This window comes from Marinicella pacifica, assembly GCF_014636635.1.
In the GTDB taxonomy this organism is placed as follows: Bacteria; Pseudomonadota; Gammaproteobacteria; order Xanthomonadales; family Marinicellaceae; genus Marinicella; species Marinicella pacifica.
The window spans coordinates 1-16,123 of record NZ_BMEO01000005.1; the positions used below are offsets into that span (position 1 = coordinate 1).

The window sequence follows — 16,123 nt, forward strand, 5'->3', positions numbered from 1 at the left end:
GATACTTCCTTAGGGGTTAACGCCGCGCTCTGCGGAAATTTAGGAGCGCTAGCGAGTAAATTTTCCGTAGCAGCGCCTTGTTATGCATTTTCCTCCGCTGCCTCTAACGCAAGCGGTAGATAGTGAGCCAACCTTTTTTCTTCAACGTCCACCACAGTAAAAAGCTTCAAATGCCTGCGACCTTTACCGCGACCTTCTAGGAAGCCATAAGTATCAGCAATTTTAGCCCCCATACTTAACTCAACGGACACATGTTCTTTATAGGCAAACACACCGCAGAACTGTACGCCGGAGGAAAAAAGAATGCCGCCATATTTCACTTCCTCAACCATGTCGGGAAAGCTGGCTTTGACGAGAGTACGTACAGCTTCGACTATCGAATATTGCTCTCCACCCAGAAGGCGAATATCACTCAGTAATGCTTGAAGACTCTTAGTTGCCAAGATATTACTCCAAATTAGACAGAAACGGGCGAGCAGATTTCAACCAATATGCCATCTGGACAACGGACATAAGAAACTGTTTGACCCCAAGGCTTGGATTCTGGTGCTTTAACTTCTGTAGCGCCTTTAGACAGTGCTTTGGTGTGAGAGCCTGCGACATCTGTTGTGACCATAGCAACTTCAAACCCAAGGGGCTTGGTAGATTCGCTCGCACCGACGATACCGTCTGGGAAGTTCATACTCCCAAGCTCATAGGACGCGAACGCTAATGTCGTCTCCCCCGTTTCAAGCTCACCATAATCACCTGACTCATGCAAAAAGCGACGACTAAAACCAAATGCCGCTTCGAAAAAGGCAAGTGATTCTTCCACCTTTGGGACATAGATTATTGTGTAACCGAGTTTCATGTTAACTCCTGTACTCTTTTTGCATAACGCCCGCATTTGTGGCTGGTTTGGAGCGCAGCGGAAAACCAGTCCGACAACATGCGCTTGTTATGCCAATTATTGTTGAACAATTTTGAGAACCTTGAATGTATCCATTGTAAGTTTCTTTCTCAGCACCAAATCCGAACTTTGATTTATCTCAATGTGGTTTGCAAAAAACCATGTTTGTTCGTTAACAACAAGATACCCCACATACCAACCGTCTTTGCCAGACCAACCTGTTTTTGACCAGACCTTTATTTGACTGTTACTCTCTGACAACATAATACTCTTCAGCGTTTTAATATGTTGCTTCTCAATTGGTAGACTCTCTACATATAATTTACGCAAAAAACTAATTTGATCTTTTACAGAGACCCTAAGATCACCATCGAGCCAAAACCGTGTAATCTCACTACCTGTTAGTTGGTTTCCGTAGTTAAAATCTCTAAGGTATTCTTGATATTTTATATTACCCACCTTTTTTGCATAACGTTGATAACACCATACACATGAGTACTGAAAGGCTGTTTTAAGAGTTTGATCTTTGTTCCATGGAGCGTATTCACGTTCTACTCCATCCCAAGCGATGACTTCAGAAGAGTCTTTAATCAAACCCTCCTCTAATATGATTAGAGTATTTGGAATTTTAAATGTTGAAGCTGGGACAAAGCTTTCTTCATCGTCAACGTTATATTGAAACTTTATCTTGCCATCGGCAGATTCAATTAGAATTGACCCATTAATATTGTTAGATCTGTAAAGGCTTTCTATCTCTTTTTCCGCAGCATGTATATTGATTGAGAAAGCCCATATAACAAGTAGTCCCAAATACTTCATATATATCTCGATTTTATTGTGTAGGGGCATAACAATTTATTAAATGTGCATTTTAACCTTTACCGCATTATTAATTGGCTGTTTTTCGCTTAAATTTAGTGTTTTTATACTTAAAATGGCTTATTTATGCCTATAAATTGCAGTTTTATTCGAATATTTCGAGTTTAAGTTGCATTAATGCGCTATTATTCGATTATATAGAGATTAAAATGCATATATGAAACTGCTTGACCAGGTCAACGTAAAAATTAAATTCCTTAGATACAGTGATGAAACCGCCAAAGTTTATCGTTATTGGATAAAACAATATATTTTATTTAATCAAAAAAGACACCCGGCTGAGATGGGTAAAATTGAGATTGAACAATTCTTAACGTATTTAGCGACCCATCGGAAGGTATCTGCGACCACGCAGAATCAAGCGTTTAACGCGATATTATTTTTGTATCACAAGGTCCTTGATATTTCGCTGGAAAACGAAAACATCAATGCCCTGCGTGCCAAACAAAGGATTCACCTGCCAACTGTTTTAAGCCCCAGGGAAGTGAAACATTTACTCGATCAATTTAACGACAACATTTACAAACTCATCACCCAAACCATTTATGGTTGTGGCTTGCGAATTTCTGAAGTGATGAATTTAAGAATAAAGGACTTAGACTTTGATTACAATCGCATCATTATTTGGGACAGTAAATCCATGAGTGACCGGTCTTTGCCCATGCCGCAGCAATTAATAAAGCCTTATCAGGATTTAATTAATAAAAACAAACAAATCCATGAGGCTGATCTATCACAAGGCTATGGTTCAGTTGAATTGCCCAATGCCCTGAAAAGAAAATATCCCAATGCGGACAGGGAATTTAAATGGCAATATTTATTCCAGATGAATAAAGTATCCAAAGACCCAAAATCGGGTGTCATCAGACGACATCATGTTTTAAAAAGTACCTACAGCAGAAACCTCAATAAGGCCGTTAAAAAATCTGGCATCCATAAAAAAATCACAGCGCATACATTGCGTCACTCATACGCCACACACTTGTTACAAGCCGGTATAGACATCCGAACGATTCAAGAATTAATGGGCCATAAAAGTTTAGAAACAACCATGATTTATACCCATGTGGTGAAGGAGCTCAGTGAAAAGAATCGATTTAGTCCATTGGATTATCTTTAGCACATACCGGTGTTTATTGTCGTGTGAAAAATTGCGACTTAGGGTAAGCGTGTTATTAACGTGTTGAATGGTTTATCGGTGAAACTTTAAGTCATGCCTAAACTGACATATCATACGCCTTGGTCAGCCAGGTGGTCACTTCGTCGTTGATATCTTCCAGATCTTTAAGTTGAATTCTATGTGTACACATCGTTCCAAAAGGCCCCGATGTTTCTAAGACGCCTTGCGGCTCGATGCCTTTGAGTTTTAAACCCAGGTCCATGCGTGATTTTGTCGCAGGCTTTATTAACGCAAACTGATGCTTTCTGATGATACTGACGCTGGTCTTTTTCGGTGCGATGGTGACATCCTTGCCGAGTGTCTCCACGAAACTTATTAAGCGGTCGTAAAGGGGTTTTAGCGATTCCTTTCCGGCGTACTGGGCGCTCACCAAATCAACCGGCTCTTCAGGATTTTCTTTTGAGAGCGTCACAATGGTGTTGGCATAGCCATGGGTAACGCCATGGGTGTCTTTTAGAAACTTGACCGCCTCAGAATGCTTATCAAAATTTTTTACTTTGAGAACCTTAATCCACTCATCAAGACTTTTCCCTGTTTTATCAGGCATATTGTCTATCATGGTTTTAAGCGCTTTATCCATTGTTATCACCTCTAAGTAACGAACCCTGCTTTAAAACAGCATGACCCGAGTTAAATTTATAATTTTATCACATGACAAAACTACAGGTTATACATTCCCACGCGGCGCATGGTAACGAGTTTTCTGACATCTATTTATACGGATTCTCATAGCCCTCAGGCTGGTTCTTAAATCGGCGGTGCACCCATAAATACTGTTCGGGGTGTTGATTGATGTGATGTTCGAAGAGTTGGTTGATTTTAGTGGCGGCGGTGGTTTCATCCAGGCTTCCCAGTTCACTCATTTCGGGGAGGATATCGATATGCCATTGGCAAGGGCCGGTTCTGAAGCAGAACCAGGGGACGACTTTGACGCCTTTTTGGGCGAGGTTTTGGGTGCCGGTGGTGGTGGCGGCGGGGCGGTCGAAAAAGTCGGCGAATTTGACTTTGTAGGAGAAATTCTGATCCGGGGCGTAATAGACCGGATGGCCTTGTTTAATGGATTGCAGTAATGAGCGAACGTTTTTCTTATCGATGACTTTTTCGACGAAGCCCAGGCGGGCCTGTTCTAAATGAGCTTCTAAGTCTTTATTATTATGTTGGCGGGCCAGCATATGGCCGACGGGTAGGTTTAAGTCCTTGAGCTTTTTATTGAGACCGCGGATGCCCCATTCGATCGAGGTGGTGTGGCAACTGAGCAATAAACAGCCATTGCCCTGTTTAAGTACGCACTCTAAATGTTCAAAGCCGGAAAAAGTGAACCGTGCCATGGTTTGATCAGATAAATTGTTTGGTTCATACCATAAGGCCGCCAGCATTTCGGTGACGCCCTGACCGGTGGCCATCAGGTTGGCTTTGAGTAATGATTTGTGGTCTTGATGATCGGGGAAACATATCTTTAAATTAATGGCGGCGATGCGTTTACGGCGATTGGGTAGCCAGTAGAATAATCGACCAAGTGTTCGACCACATGCCATCTGCCAGCTTAAGGGCAAACGGCAAAACAATTTGGCCAGTGCCACATTAAAATCAGTCTTTGCGCTGTTGAAGCTCATAGAGTTTGGCGTATTTCAGGTAAGCGTAATAACTGTTTAAGGTGGCATTCACCACACCAGCGACGCCGTTAAAGATTTGCCGCTTGATGAAATATTGGCGGAAGAAGTAAAAAATCGGGTAAAAGAATAAGCGCATGGGCGTACAACGTTTACCGCGTTCGAACTTTTGTTGCGCCGACAATTCTGAGTAGCGGTTAATTTTTTCCAATTTAACCTGAATCGAAGTTTCGCCGTAGTGTTTAAACGGCGCATATAAACGTTTCACCACACCATCGACCTGTATTGATTCATGCACCAGATCCGGGCTCATATGGCTTTTGGATTTCCGGAATAAACGGATAAATTCATTGCGCTTAACCCAGGGATGGGCCCAGTGCCAGAATACCCATTCAATGCGCGGCATATTATAGGCATCGGCTTTGGGTTGTTTGGTTTGCCATTGTTGGATTTTCTTGATGGCTTTGGGGGTGAGGCATTCATCGGCATCCAGTAACAACACCCAGTCATGGTTTGCCATATCAATCACGTCCTGTTTTTGTTGGGCATAACCTTTAAAGGTTTGTTGTTTTACCATGACTTGTGGATATTCAGCGATGATCGCTAAAGTGCCGTCATCACTGTAGGAATCCAGCACAATCACTTCATCGGCCCAAACCACACTGTCCAAACAGGTTTGAATGGTTTTTTCGGCGTTAAAAGTGGTAATCACCACACTAATCTCAGTCTTCACCGCTGACCCCCATAAAACTGACAATCACCAGCCACCACAAACAAATGGACCAGAAGGAAGAAAACAGGGAATACAATGACACCACCGGCAGGAAAGCGGCCAGTAAAGCCGTGGCATAGGGCCACACGGTGGGGTGTTTAAATTTATTCTTCACCACACTAATATAAATGAAAATCAGGGCCAGGCCAAACACAAAACCCAAGGTTCCGGTTTCCGCCATCAATTCCAGTACCCAATGATGGGCCTGCAAACTGACACCATCCTGCGCCACCCAGGGATCGTCTTGTGCGGCAAAATCAGGATAGGCCTTGCGAAAAGCCCGGGCACCAACACCGTTAATCGGGTGTTTTTTATACATTTGCCAGGCGCTGTGCCAAATCGGTAAGCGATCTGCCAACGCATAATCCAGGGCACTTTCCTGGCCGCTGAGGACCTCTGCACTGCGATCCAGACGCTGCTGAAAATCGGGCACCAACATGGCCATCAGAAAACTTATAACCAGTACCAATACACCGGCTTTAATTAATGTCAGCCAACGGGATTTCGGTAAAAATTGCCAGGCAAATAAAAAGCCGATAAACAGCATCATCAGCCAGGCTGAACGTGTTCCTGACAATAAGATGGCCACCATAATCGCCACCAGCGCCAGCCAGCGAATCCAGCGTCGCTGGCTGCGTGTCCAAATTAGCACCACCGGCAACATCAGGGCCAGTACCGGTCCGAGTTTGACATTGTCACCAAATATACCCGTCAAACGCCCCGGGTAAGATTCTCGGGCAAACAAATCATAGCCCAAAATGGCCTGAACAATCGCGTCCAGACCCCAGAATAAAGCCACAATGGCCATGATTTTTATAATTAGGAAACTTAACTCTTTGGCCGAATATGCGGTTGTTTCCTGTCTGTTTTGTTTTAAGGTGCTGAACCACAACACAGCAACACCCATAAAGTAAAACCGCCAGGAAGCAAAGCTTACTGTAAAGCTTTTCTGCGGCCAGTATGAATCCAGCGCACTGACCAATGTCAGCAGAAAATATAAACCTGATAGCACGGTTAGCCCGATAAACCACGGTTGTTTACTGAGTAGGACCCGATGCCGGAATGTGATACCCATGCCTATGATGGCTAAAACCAAAACAGGGATTTCTGAAAGCCGACCAAAAGGTAACAGCCCCCACACAGCCACCAGCAACACCACCATCATCCATTGTTGTCGGCGAACCGGATTCATTGCGGTTGCTCCATTAATTGTTGATACACGTCCATGGTTTGTTTAAATTGTCGTTGGTTACTGAATTGGGTTTGTTGTACCACGTCCGGCGGATTTTGCAAGCTTTGATTGATCCGCGTGATTAACGCCTGGCTGTCTTCCACCGGTACCCGACCTGTGGGTAACAGGGCAGACAAAATCTCGCCGACACCACCATGGTTATAGCCCACAACAGGTGTGCCGACAGTGAGCGATTCAAGCACCGTGCGGCCAAAGCTTTCAGGTTTGCGGTTAACAGACAAGGTGATGTCTGCGTAGGCATACAAATCTGCCATGCTGTCCTGGCGTCCAATCCAGATAACTTTATCGGCTAAACCCAATTGTGTGAGTTGGGCATGAATTCGTTGACTGTAATCCGATTGATCCGGCTTGGCAGTGACCAATAGGTATTGCTTAGCTTGACTTTGTTTTAACCATGGAATGATGTTTTCAAAGCCTTTGACGGCTGTTAATCGGCCGGGAAGTAATAGTTTTTGACTGTCTATAAGCATCGGAAAATGCTGCTCTAAATCTGCCACCCATTTTTCATCAGCACGATGGCCATACCCAAACCGGTCTAAATCCACACCCCGGTAAATCACCTGTGGCGGTGAGGATAAGTAATCAGAAAAATGCTGCTGTAAATAATTCGCTGCCGTCTTCGAAACAGCTATAACCGCATCACCGCGCGCCATAATCGATGAATAGCGCGAGACCGAATGTAAACCGTGCAAGGTGGTGACAAAATAAGGCGGTCGGGGTTCTTTACGCAGCGCAAAGTACACCAGCCAGGCGGGTAATCGCGAACGGGCATGAACAATATCGACCCGGTACTCTTTAAATATCTTTCTTAATGTCGGCACATGCCGAAAGGTCAGTGGTGATTTTTTGCCCACGGGTAATTGAATGTGTTCAACGCCGGCCGCTTCCAGTGCTTTGACCTGATATCCACCGCCCGATACCACAATGGCTCGATGACCTTGTGATTTTAAATAATAGGCAAATTCCACCGTACCGCGTTCCACACCACCCATATCGAGTGCCGGTAAGATTTGTAATACAGTGAGAGGCGTCGACCGTTGCATGGCCTCGCCTATTTAAGGTATGGCAAGTACGCCGTTAAACCGGGCACCTTACTCGTCTTTCAGAATATATTTGGCCCCGCAATACTCACACATTTCTTCACCGGTTTTGGCAATCGGTAAATAGACTTTGGGGTGGGAATTCCACAGAGTCATATGATCGCCGGGGCAACTTAAGGGCAAATCCTTTTGGGTGACATAATAGACTTTCTGGGCATTGGCCAATTCTTTACTCATATCAATTTCCTCATTGAACAGGGTCATGTATCGCCTGGCGTGGATTAATGAATCACATGAAACGCCCGGATATTTCTGGGGTTGTGTACCTTTTAATCAAAGGTCACTATAATAATGGGCTTATTATAAACGCTGTCTGTCATTGAATAAAGCGAATATGGCACGGGTCTTAAGTGAAGGCACCCGCGGCCATGAAATACAAAGCATCACACTGGCCAAAGCACTGGCACATCAATACCAACTCGAACACATCACCGTGCCTGCGCCCTGGCGTTGGGCCTTACCGTATCGCATGATGGGTCTTGGACAGCGCATTCGGTCACAATTCAGTGAATCAGGGGTATCATCCCGGCTTATTATCAGCACCGGTCGACAGATGGCCGGGGTGGGCCGTTGGCTGAAAAAAAACAGTCCGTCTGAAGCCAAACATGTGCATATCCTGAACCCGGGCTATTATTTCCAGGACATCGATGTGGTACTGGTTCCGCAACATGACCGTCACCGGTACCCCAATGCCATTACATTTCGGGGCAATTTACACCCTTTTAATAATCAGTGGTTTAAACAACATGCTCGGATCCAAAACAAAGCCACCATCGCCCTGTTTATCGGCAATCCGGGAAACACTTATTTTAAGCAGCAATTTAAAGCTGATTTACAACGAATACGTGAGGTTTTTAAATCATTCAAGCTATTTTTATGCGGCTCGCCCAGACTCAACCATGAAACACAAGGCTTTATACGCGGCTTAATGAAACCCGCTGAATCGCTATGGCTTGATGTGTGCGATGGTGACAACCCCTATCAGACGTTATTGGCCAATGCCGATAAAATATTCGTTACAGCCGACAGTATTAATATGATGAATGAAGCCGGTGCCTCGTCCGCAGCCGTCACTTTACTGGCTAGGGATTATATTCCTTCTAAAAAACACCAGCGCTTTATGCAGTCGATTGAATATCGCTTATCTGATTTTGAGGGTTTGGATAAAGCCCAACCCCTGCCCGATCCGGTGAAAGAATTACTGGAAAACACGGATTTATTAAAACGACTCGAACTCGCCTGAAGCATCCAATGGCGGATAATCACGGTCTTGTTCCTGACACAATTCAGCCACCCTCGGCCAGCACCATTCAAACAATGTTTTACGATAGGTTTCTTCATCAAGGCGAATGTTGTCATAAAGCCCGGCAGCCAGACGCTGCCGTTGGGCTTCGTACAGCATAATGGCACAGGCCACTGAGACATTTAAGGACTCCACCATGCCCTGCATCGGAATAATCACATGCTGATCGACCTGTTGTGCGGTTTTTGGGTTTAACCCTTCCAGTTCCGCACCCATCACCAGCGCGGTGGGTCGGGTGAAATCAATGGCTCGAAAATCAACGGCTTCATCGGATAAATGCGCCGCCAGTAACTGATAGCCCTGGTTTTTTAATACCGGGCCAATTTCGGAAAAATGATTGTGACGGTGGGCATAAACATATTTTTCCGAGCCTTTACCGGTATTGGTCAGTTCCCTGTAGCGCTCCGTTACCGGAATATAATGCGCCTCAAACACCCCCACCGCATCGCAGGTGCGAATAATGGCATTAAAATTATGCGGTTTATGCACCCCATCCATCACCACCGTCAGATCCGGCTGACGTTGATCGAGGACTTTTTTTAAGGTGGCAAAGCGTTGTGGTGTCATGATGGTATTTTACACAATAAAAAAAGCAGCTGATGAACAGCTGCTTTTTTAGTTTTGTAATTCTACATTTTAATCAGGTGGGTTTTGAGAACATGTTACTACGATATCATCAATATGAACATTACTTATCGTTCCTGTAATGGTATCAGGGTCAACCTGGTTGCTTTTAACTGAACTAATATCACAATTATAGTCTGATGATTCATTAGTTACGATGATTTTGTAATTAAACTGACTAACCGCATCGTAACTAAAACTAAATGTCACTGGATTATTGTTCTGACTATTGTTGTAATAGTTTTCAATAGGCGCATCACCATTGCCCGCATCTAATAAATCCAGAATTACGTATTTGTTTGCCTGCAAACCATTAATCACACCACTGAAATTAAACACAGGTGGCGCCGATATTATGGTCAATGGCTGCCAATCAGAAACATCACAACCGTGTTGTGGGTTGAAATTGGGATCGTTGCTGTCGCAACCATCAACACCATTTACACCACCATTGTCATGTACCCGAATTCTAACCTCGGCTGTGCCATACGCTCCATTGTTTGTGTGAACTGTAACTTCACCGGTAACTGCATCAATCTTAACTGCAGAGCCACTTCCGAAGGTATCCAGTAAATTGTCGCTGTTATTGACAATTTCTACCTCATATTTTTTTACTGCCTGATGAGCTTCGTTGGGACCCGGATTAAAACTATCAATAATAAACTCATCATCCCAGACGCCTGCAATTTGATTGCCACCACCGTTGCCGACAGGTGACGTACAGGTCATTTCATTGTTTTGCTCATTAATGGTTAATTCTGCACAATTCATAGCAAAACTGGGTGCATCGTTGACCGGCGTAATTTCCACATCAAATGTCAGGGGTGTGGTCAAACCACCGGCATCTTTAACATTTACCGTCACTTGTTCGGGATTATCTGTATAGGCATCAGCCACTGGAGATACTTCCAGGGTCATGGTGCCATCAAAACCATCGGCCACAAACGGACCTTTCACGACATTAACTTTGCCACCCTGTTGTTCGTCTACGGTAACAGTTAAGTTAGCCGCCGGTGTTTGCAAATCAGAATAGCGAATTTCGAAGGTTTGTGACGTGGCTTCATCTTCATAAAAAGAAGTTAAGGCCGGTGGTGCCACTTCCCAGGTTACTGTCGGAGGATCATTGTTTTCCACCAACACCGTTTTTGAAACGGTGATGGGATTGGTGGTAAAGTGAGGGCCTGATAATGTTCGGGGTAAAAAATCACCGTTATGACCATCGGTCAAAAACACACCGGCCATAAAATCCAACTCTTCACCGGTGGCTGAGTTTGGATCAACTGTTTGGGTCACATCCAAGGTAAAGGTTCCGCCTGAAAACAACTGAATGCCTTTGATAACACCTGAATCGTCATAAAGAGGGACTGAGCACACCACCAACGAATCACTATCATTACATTCTCTTTGGTTAGCCGCTGCCATATAAGCATTGTGCAGACCACTGTTGTGGTCCCAGTATTCAATTAAGTCAAAATAAACCGATTGTGCGGTGGGGTTACTAAATTCAATTTGGTAGTTAATCTGCTGGCCCGGTGAAACAACACTGGGTAAACCGATGTAGTTGACTGTGGCAGTCGTTTGGGTGGCGGGTTCAAAAGCGGATTTAAAAATCAAGTCAAAATCACCGGATACCGAGCTCACACACAGGGCTTTAGCAGGATTGTCGGTGGCTAAAAACAACTGACCATTGTTAACCTCATACTCGGCATCTGAGGCAAAATACAAGCCTTCATTTGAAGCAAAGCCTTTCATTTCATCATTGGGGTCAAAGATTTTAAGTTTGGTCAAACTGCCCGTGTTATAACCAGGTGCCTGATTACACAATATAGGACGGTCTAAGCTGACTTCGATGGTGTTATTATTTAAATCATAGTTGGTGCTTCCAACCATACCCAGTGGTGAAGAGCTATCTAAAATCAATTTGACACCGGCGTGGGCTGTCGCCAGACCCAAGAAGACCAGTGACAGTATACCGAGGGTTAAGACTGTGTTTTTTTGCATGGTACTACCTATGGTTGTTTGCGTTTTTTTGACTATCCGGCTTATTTTACAATTTTTTAGGGCTCTGGTGTTAAAAGTTTGTTATACACCTTAAAAACACCTTAAAAAACCGTAAAAAAACAGAGTTTTTTGCGATTTTCTCATTTCATTACTTATAATAAGCCTTAAATTGACTTTTTTAAACCTATTTATGAACTTAACCATTAAAAACACTTGCTTCACCCTGACGCTGTTATTGTCATTCTCGATCATGGCCCAAGACATCGACTTTAGCCAGATGTCGGAATCTGAACAACAAGTCACCGGCATTCACAAATTGTCCGCATCTGAGCAAGAGGCCTTGCTGCGCTGGATTACCCAGAAGCAACAAGCCTTAATGATGGCCGAACGCAAAAAAAACCTCGGTTTAAAAGACACACTGCGCAACATGGACGAAAGTACTGTTAAAGCCCGGCTGGACAATCATTACAGCAACGCCATCGGCGATCAGTTTTATCAACTCAGTAATGGCCAAATCTGGAAACAAACGTCCTCAGGCCGAATCACAATTGATAAAAACGGCCCTCAAATCATCACCATCGAACCGGGCTTTATGGGTTCATGGACCCTCACAGGGGATGGTAACCGCAGTGTTAAAGTGAAACGTATCAAGTAAGAGGTCATGAGCCATGATTAAAAAATTCTTTCAAATTTATCTACTTATCCATGTCATGTGGCTCAATTTTTCTCATGCTCAGGTACCCGGCGGTTTGTATTTAACCGAAGTCGCCAATATTCCCAACAACATGGGCATTCGTTCTGCTTACGATGGCAGCGGTCGGCTGTTTACCGCCACGCAGGATGGCACCATACGAATTATTGATGCCAATGGTCAGTTGCTCAGTACGCCGTTTTTGGATATCAGTGCATTGGTCAGATCAGGCGGTGAACAAGGGCTATTAGGCCTCGCTTTTCACCCCAACTACAATCAAAATGGCTATTTCTTTGTCAATTACACCAAAGAGTCGCCTAATCAGGGTGACACCCTTATTGTTCGCTATCAGGTCTCTGCCAACCCGGATATTGCCGACCCTAATTCGGCCACGATTCTGATGCGCATTGAACAGGATTTCGGCAACCACAACGGCGGCAATATTCTGTTCGGACCCGACGGTTATCTCTACATCGGCATGGGCGATGGCGGTAGCGGCAATGATCCCAACAACCGCAGTCAGGACATGACCCAGCTTTTGGGTAAAATGCTCCGCATTGATGTGGATGGCAGTTTACAACAAGGCGATGAAGCCTGTGGTTTGGAACCTGGCCCGTATGGCATCCCCAATGACAATCCTTTTGTGGCAACTAACAATACCTGCGATGAAATATGGGCATCGGGTTTACGCAACCCCTGGCGTTGGAGTTTTGACCGTGTCACCGGCGATATATACATTGCGGATGTGGGTCAAAGCAACTGGGAAGAAGTGAATTTTCAACCGGCCAATTCTTCAGGTGGTGAGAACTATGGCTGGCGTTGTCGTGAAGGTTTTCATGAAAACACTCATCCCAATGCGACTTGCAACCCGCCGCTGCCAACATTCACCGATCCGATCATCGAGCAGGCCCATACGGATGGCAATTGCTCCATAACAGGTGGTTATAACTACCGCGGTCCGGTGACCGGTTTACAAGACCACTACATTTTTACCGACTATTGCAAAAGCCAGTTGACGCTGGTGACATACAGTCAAAATCAGTGGACAACCACAGAATGGAACCCCGCCATCAATCCAACCGGCGTCACCAGTTTTGGCGAGGACCATTTAGGCCATGTTTACATTACTTCACAAAGTGGCCCGATATATCGCATTGATGGGCCGATCGCCGATTTGATCTTTCAAAACGGATTTGAAGCGATTCCCTAAACGTTAAATCGAAAATGCAAGACATCGCCTTCTTTAACAATATAGTCTTTGCCTTCTAAACGCAGTTTCCCGGCTTCCTTGCAGCCGGATTCGCCACCGTATTGAATAAAATCATCAAAGGCCATGGTTTCGGCCCGAATAAAGCCTTTCTCAAAATCTGTATGAATCACGCCTGCTGCCTGTGGCGCGGTCATACCGGCCACAAAGGTCCAGGCCCGAACCTCTTTAACGCCGGCAGTAAAATAGGTATTTAAACCCAGCAATTCATAACCCGCGCGTATCACCCGATTTAAACCGGCCTCTTTGAGTCCCATTTCCGCCAAAAATTCCGCTTTATCTTCGTCATCCAATAACGCGATTTCAGCTTCAATCGCGGCACACACCGGTACCACAAGGGCGCCTTCCTCTTTGGCAAATTGGTTTAATGCATCCAATAACGGATTATCCTCAAAGCCCTGTTCATCCACATTGGCGATGTACATCATGGGTTTGGCGGTGATAAAACTGAATTCTTTCACCAACTGCCATTCTTCTTTACTCAAATCCAATGTGCGCAAAGCCAAACCTTCAGATAAATGCGCCGCTATTTTTTCCAGCACAGCGACACGTTTAAGGGCTTCTTTGTCTCCGGAGCGGGTTTTCTTTTGGGCCCGTTGCAGTGACCGTTCTGCGGACTCCAAGTCCGCCAGTGCCAGTTCAGTATTAATGGTTTCAATATCGGAAAGCGGATTGATTGTACCCGCCACATGCACCACATCCTCATCCACAAAACAGCGCGCCACATGGGCAATGGCGTCTGTTTCCCGGATATGGGATAAAAACTGATTGCCCAGCCCTTCTCCTTTCGAAGCTCCGGCAACCAGACCGGCAATGTCCACAAACTCCATGGTGGTTGGCAGCACTTTCTGTGGTTTAACAATGGCCGCCAACCGGGTCAGTCGCGGATCAGGTACTTCAACAATCCCGACATTGGGATCAATGGTACAAAACGGATAATTTTCCGCGGCAATTTCTGCTTTGGTTAAGGCATTGAATAAGGTTGATTTGCCGACATTGGGTAAGCCGACGATTCCACATTTGAATCCCATAAAAAACGACCACTAAAACGAAGCGCCGCATTGTATCACATGGGCGCTTTTAAAGGATGAAAAAGGAAGGTGACAGCAAAGCCCGCTAAAATCAGCGTTTTAAAATACAATCAGGGGGACTCAAAACCGTCTGCAAAAATCAAATCAGGCAATCCATATGGGCCATTTATTTGAATTTGAAAACCATCGGTCGTCACTGCCAACACTGACACTTGATAACCATCACGGGCATCATAAAAAGTCTCTCCCACTTTCCACATGACACCTTCAGTATCGGCATAATTAGCCGGTGGATTATCACCATCAACCACCCAGGCCGGTTCATTTCTATTCCAATCAACGTGATGAACAATGACCGCATTACCGGGAAGGTTGGCTTCATAATTACCCACTTTTTTGCGCGCTTCAACGAAATAATTTGTGCCATCATTTAAGGGTATACGGATAAATCTCGGGTGTGGGCTGGAGGCTTTGGCGGTGTATTCCAGCGTGACAATTTGTTGACTACTCGGATTGGCAATATAACCCACCGCATCCGTTACCCAGCCCAAGTTATACTTGTATGACATATTAATGTGCTTTCCAAGAAGTCCATAAACCGGATCGTTGACACTGTAGCCACCGGAACTGCTCATCACGTCCCAGGGACTGTCATAGGGGTTACTGTCTCCATCAGAGTTATTGGCATGGGGCAAACCAAAACCATGTCCCATTTCATGGGCAATGGTGCCCTGTTTGTGAATGGCCCAGGGCGGATTCCAGGTTACGCGCCACAACTTACTCAAACCATCCAAGGTTTCATAACGCCCACCACCCCAGGCACAACAACCAAAGGTGTCATTAAACATCATATTGATGCCTTCATAAGCTTGGCCAAAACCGTTGTCACTAAAATCAACCAGCGCATCAACAGCCGCTATACAATCATCGAACATTTGACTCAAGTCAGGATCATTATTGACATCCAAATATTCATCCCTGTTTTTGGGCAAGGTCACCCAATCATAAGCGTTCGACCCCACCACATTGATTTGATCATAAGACACTTCGCGCCAATAATGGTCTAAACCGGCCGGCAGGTTGGCGTACATATTCTGAAAATAATTAAGTGGCTCAGTCTCGTTCGAACGATCCTTAAATTTACATAACACCGATACCCAGGGTTTGGTACCGAGTATAACAGCCTTCGGAGCCAAACCGCTTCGACTGAGATCCGGCTCAATAGAAAGAACTGATATTAAAGATTGATCCGAGTAAATTTGTTGATCATCGTCAATAATCACCTGTACAGGTTGATTCAACAAAGAACGTATTGACTGCTGTGACAGTTTGGTTTGGGATATATCAAGCCGCCATGACCGGTCGTTCGAATTGAGGTAATAATTTATGCGGGCATCTTGGCTGTCAGCCTGTGGATCACCATAGACCTGAGTTAAAACACCTTCTAAGTGCTGTGAAAATACTGATGGGGCCATCAGAAACAGGGCAGTTAATATCAATGATTTCATTTTTTGACTCAAGCAC

Annotated in this window: 17 protein-coding genes; 4 read left to right on the forward strand and 13 right to left on the reverse strand. The window is 44.9% G+C overall.

Annotation, left to right across the window (positions count from 1 at the left end; genetic code table 11):
* Window positions 1-80 precede the first annotated feature (80 nt).
* The 3 genes from IEV16_RS06945 to IEV16_RS06955 all read right to left on the reverse strand — a co-directional run bounded on the left by IEV16_RS06945 (window position 81) and on the right by IEV16_RS06955 (window position 1,708).
* A complete protein-coding gene (locus tag IEV16_RS06945) occupies window positions 81-443 on the reverse strand; it encodes a DUF1801 domain-containing protein (RefSeq protein WP_229728281.1) in 363 nt (120 codons plus the stop codon).
* 14 nt (window positions 444-457) lie between these two features.
* Window positions 458-850: a VOC family protein gene (locus IEV16_RS06950; protein WP_106761487.1), complete on the reverse strand. Its 393-nt coding sequence runs from the start codon at window positions 848-850 to the stop codon at window positions 458-460.
* Between the two features lie 96 nt (window positions 851-946).
* Window positions 947-1,708, reverse strand: coding sequence for a penicillin-binding transpeptidase domain-containing protein (locus IEV16_RS06955; RefSeq protein ID WP_188364968.1), 762 nt, complete (start codon window positions 1,706-1,708; stop codon window positions 947-949).
* Window positions 1,709-1,925: 217 nt separating this feature from the next.
* On the opposite strand from IEV16_RS06955, the gene IEV16_RS06960 reads away from it, so the two are divergent.
* Window positions 1,926-2,888, forward strand: coding sequence for an integron integrase (locus tag IEV16_RS06960; protein WP_188364969.1), 963 nt, complete (start codon window positions 1,926-1,928; stop codon window positions 2,886-2,888).
* 97 nt (window positions 2,889-2,985) lie between these two features.
* Here IEV16_RS06960 and IEV16_RS06965 read toward each other — a convergent pair whose 3' ends face one another.
* From IEV16_RS06965 to IEV16_RS06990, 6 genes are all read right to left on the reverse strand, one after another.
* The gene (locus tag IEV16_RS06965; protein WP_188364970.1) at window positions 2,986-3,528 is read right to left on the reverse strand and encodes a DUF4287 domain-containing protein; all 543 of its coding nucleotides are present in this window, start codon (window positions 3,526-3,528) and stop codon (window positions 2,986-2,988) included.
* 130 nt (window positions 3,529-3,658) lie between these two features.
* Window positions 3,659-4,561, reverse strand: a complete 903-nt coding sequence (locus IEV16_RS06970; protein ID WP_188364971.1) for a lysophospholipid acyltransferase family protein — start codon at window positions 4,559-4,561, stop codon at window positions 3,659-3,661.
* The gene (locus tag IEV16_RS06975) at window positions 4,536-5,291 is read right to left on the reverse strand and encodes a glycosyltransferase family 2 protein (RefSeq protein ID WP_188364972.1); all 756 of its coding nucleotides are present in this window, start codon (window positions 5,289-5,291) and stop codon (window positions 4,536-4,538) included. The genes IEV16_RS06970 and IEV16_RS06975 overlap by 26 nt, the downstream gene beginning before the upstream one ends.
* Window positions 5,281-6,522 (reverse strand): O-antigen ligase family protein, encoded by a 1,242-nt coding sequence (locus IEV16_RS06980; RefSeq protein ID WP_188364973.1) that lies wholly within the window; start codon window positions 6,520-6,522, stop codon window positions 5,281-5,283. Before IEV16_RS06980 ends, IEV16_RS06975 begins: the two co-directional genes overlap by 11 nt.
* On the reverse strand, window positions 6,519-7,625 hold the full coding sequence (locus tag IEV16_RS06985) for a glycosyltransferase (protein WP_188364974.1): 1,107 nt from the start codon (window positions 7,623-7,625) through the stop codon (window positions 6,519-6,521). The genes IEV16_RS06980 and IEV16_RS06985 overlap by 4 nt, the downstream gene beginning before the upstream one ends.
* A 48-nt stretch (window positions 7,626-7,673) precedes the next feature.
* On the reverse strand, window positions 7,674-7,859 hold the full coding sequence (locus IEV16_RS06990; RefSeq protein ID WP_188364975.1) for a zinc-finger domain-containing protein: 186 nt from the start codon (window positions 7,857-7,859) through the stop codon (window positions 7,674-7,676).
* 157 nt (window positions 7,860-8,016) lie between these two features.
* Between IEV16_RS06990 and IEV16_RS06995 the strand changes: the two genes are divergently transcribed.
* Complete coding sequence (locus IEV16_RS06995) at window positions 8,017-8,925, forward strand: ELM1/GtrOC1 family putative glycosyltransferase (RefSeq protein ID WP_188364976.1); 909 nt, start codon at window positions 8,017-8,019, stop codon at window positions 8,923-8,925.
* Here the strand turns inward: IEV16_RS06995 and trmH are convergent.
* Together trmH and IEV16_RS07005 are read right to left on the reverse strand one after the other, a co-directional pair.
* Window positions 8,902-9,552: a tRNA (guanosine(18)-2'-O)-methyltransferase TrmH gene (trmH, locus tag IEV16_RS07000; RefSeq protein ID WP_188364977.1), complete on the reverse strand. Its 651-nt coding sequence runs from the start codon at window positions 9,550-9,552 to the stop codon at window positions 8,902-8,904. The two genes, IEV16_RS06995 and trmH, sit on opposite strands and share 24 nt — an antisense overlap.
* Before the next feature lie 69 nt (window positions 9,553-9,621).
* The gene (locus IEV16_RS07005) at window positions 9,622-11,610 is read right to left on the reverse strand and encodes a hypothetical protein (RefSeq protein WP_188364978.1); all 1,989 of its coding nucleotides are present in this window, start codon (window positions 11,608-11,610) and stop codon (window positions 9,622-9,624) included.
* A 250-nt stretch (window positions 11,611-11,860) separates the two neighbouring features.
* On the opposite strand from IEV16_RS07005, the gene IEV16_RS07010 reads away from it, so the two are divergent.
* Complete coding sequence (locus IEV16_RS07010; RefSeq protein WP_188364979.1) at window positions 11,861-12,265, forward strand: hypothetical protein; 405 nt, start codon at window positions 11,861-11,863, stop codon at window positions 12,263-12,265.
* A gap of 13 nt (window positions 12,266-12,278) precedes the next feature.
* Window positions 12,279-13,511: a PQQ-dependent sugar dehydrogenase gene (locus IEV16_RS07015; protein ID WP_188364980.1), complete on the forward strand. Its 1,233-nt coding sequence runs from the start codon at window positions 12,279-12,281 to the stop codon at window positions 13,509-13,511.
* Here IEV16_RS07015 and ychF read toward each other — a convergent pair.
* Complete coding sequence (ychF, locus tag IEV16_RS07020) at window positions 13,508-14,599, reverse strand: redox-regulated ATPase YchF (RefSeq protein ID WP_188364981.1); 1,092 nt, start codon at window positions 14,597-14,599, stop codon at window positions 13,508-13,510. The genes IEV16_RS07015 and ychF overlap by 4 nt on opposite strands.
* A 110-nt stretch (window positions 14,600-14,709) precedes the next feature.
* Window positions 14,710-16,107, reverse strand: coding sequence for a metallopeptidase domain-containing protein (locus IEV16_RS07025; protein WP_188364982.1), 1,398 nt, complete (start codon window positions 16,105-16,107; stop codon window positions 14,710-14,712).
* Window positions 16,108-16,123: the final 16 nt, after the last annotated feature.

Excerpts from the sequence above, each read along its gene's own strand:
- IEV16_RS06950 (WP_106761487.1), bottom strand. The coding sequence starts at position 850 with ATGAAACTCGGTTACACAATAATCTATGTCCCAAAGGTGGAAGAATCA.
- IEV16_RS06955 (WP_188364968.1), bottom strand. The coding sequence starts at position 1,708 with ATGAAGTATTTGGGACTACTTGTTATATGGGCTTTCTCAATCAATATA.
- IEV16_RS06960 (WP_188364969.1), top strand. The coding sequence starts at position 1,926 with ATGAAACTGCTTGACCAGGTCAACGTAAAAATTAAATTCCTTAGATAC.
- IEV16_RS06965 (WP_188364970.1), bottom strand. The coding sequence starts at position 3,528 with ATGGATAAAGCGCTTAAAACCATGATAGACAATATGCCTGATAAAACA.
- IEV16_RS06970 (WP_188364971.1), bottom strand. The coding sequence starts at position 4,561 with ATGAGCTTCAACAGCGCAAAGACTGATTTTAATGTGGCACTGGCCAAA.
- IEV16_RS06980 (WP_188364973.1), bottom strand. The coding sequence starts at position 6,522 with ATGAATCCGGTTCGCCGACAACAATGGATGATGGTGGTGTTGCTGGTG.
- IEV16_RS06985 (WP_188364974.1), bottom strand. The coding sequence starts at position 7,625 with ATGCAACGGTCGACGCCTCTCACTGTATTACAAATCTTACCGGCACTC.
- IEV16_RS06990 (WP_188364975.1), bottom strand. The coding sequence starts at position 7,859 with ATGAGTAAAGAATTGGCCAATGCCCAGAAAGTCTATTATGTCACCCAA.
- IEV16_RS06995 (WP_188364976.1), top strand. The coding sequence starts at position 8,017 with ATGGCACGGGTCTTAAGTGAAGGCACCCGCGGCCATGAAATACAAAGC.
- trmH (WP_188364977.1), bottom strand. The coding sequence starts at position 9,552 with ATGACACCACAACGCTTTGCCACCTTAAAAAAAGTCCTCGATCAACGT.
- IEV16_RS07005 (WP_188364978.1), bottom strand. The coding sequence starts at position 11,610 with ATGCAAAAAAACACAGTCTTAACCCTCGGTATACTGTCACTGGTCTTC.
- IEV16_RS07010 (WP_188364979.1), top strand. The coding sequence starts at position 11,861 with ATGGCCCAAGACATCGACTTTAGCCAGATGTCGGAATCTGAACAACAA.
- IEV16_RS07015 (WP_188364980.1), top strand. The coding sequence starts at position 12,279 with ATGATTAAAAAATTCTTTCAAATTTATCTACTTATCCATGTCATGTGG.
- ychF (WP_188364981.1), bottom strand. The coding sequence starts at position 14,599 with ATGGGATTCAAATGTGGAATCGTCGGCTTACCCAATGTCGGCAAATCA.
- IEV16_RS07025 (WP_188364982.1), bottom strand. The coding sequence starts at position 16,107 with ATGAAATCATTGATATTAACTGCCCTGTTTCTGATGGCCCCATCAGTA.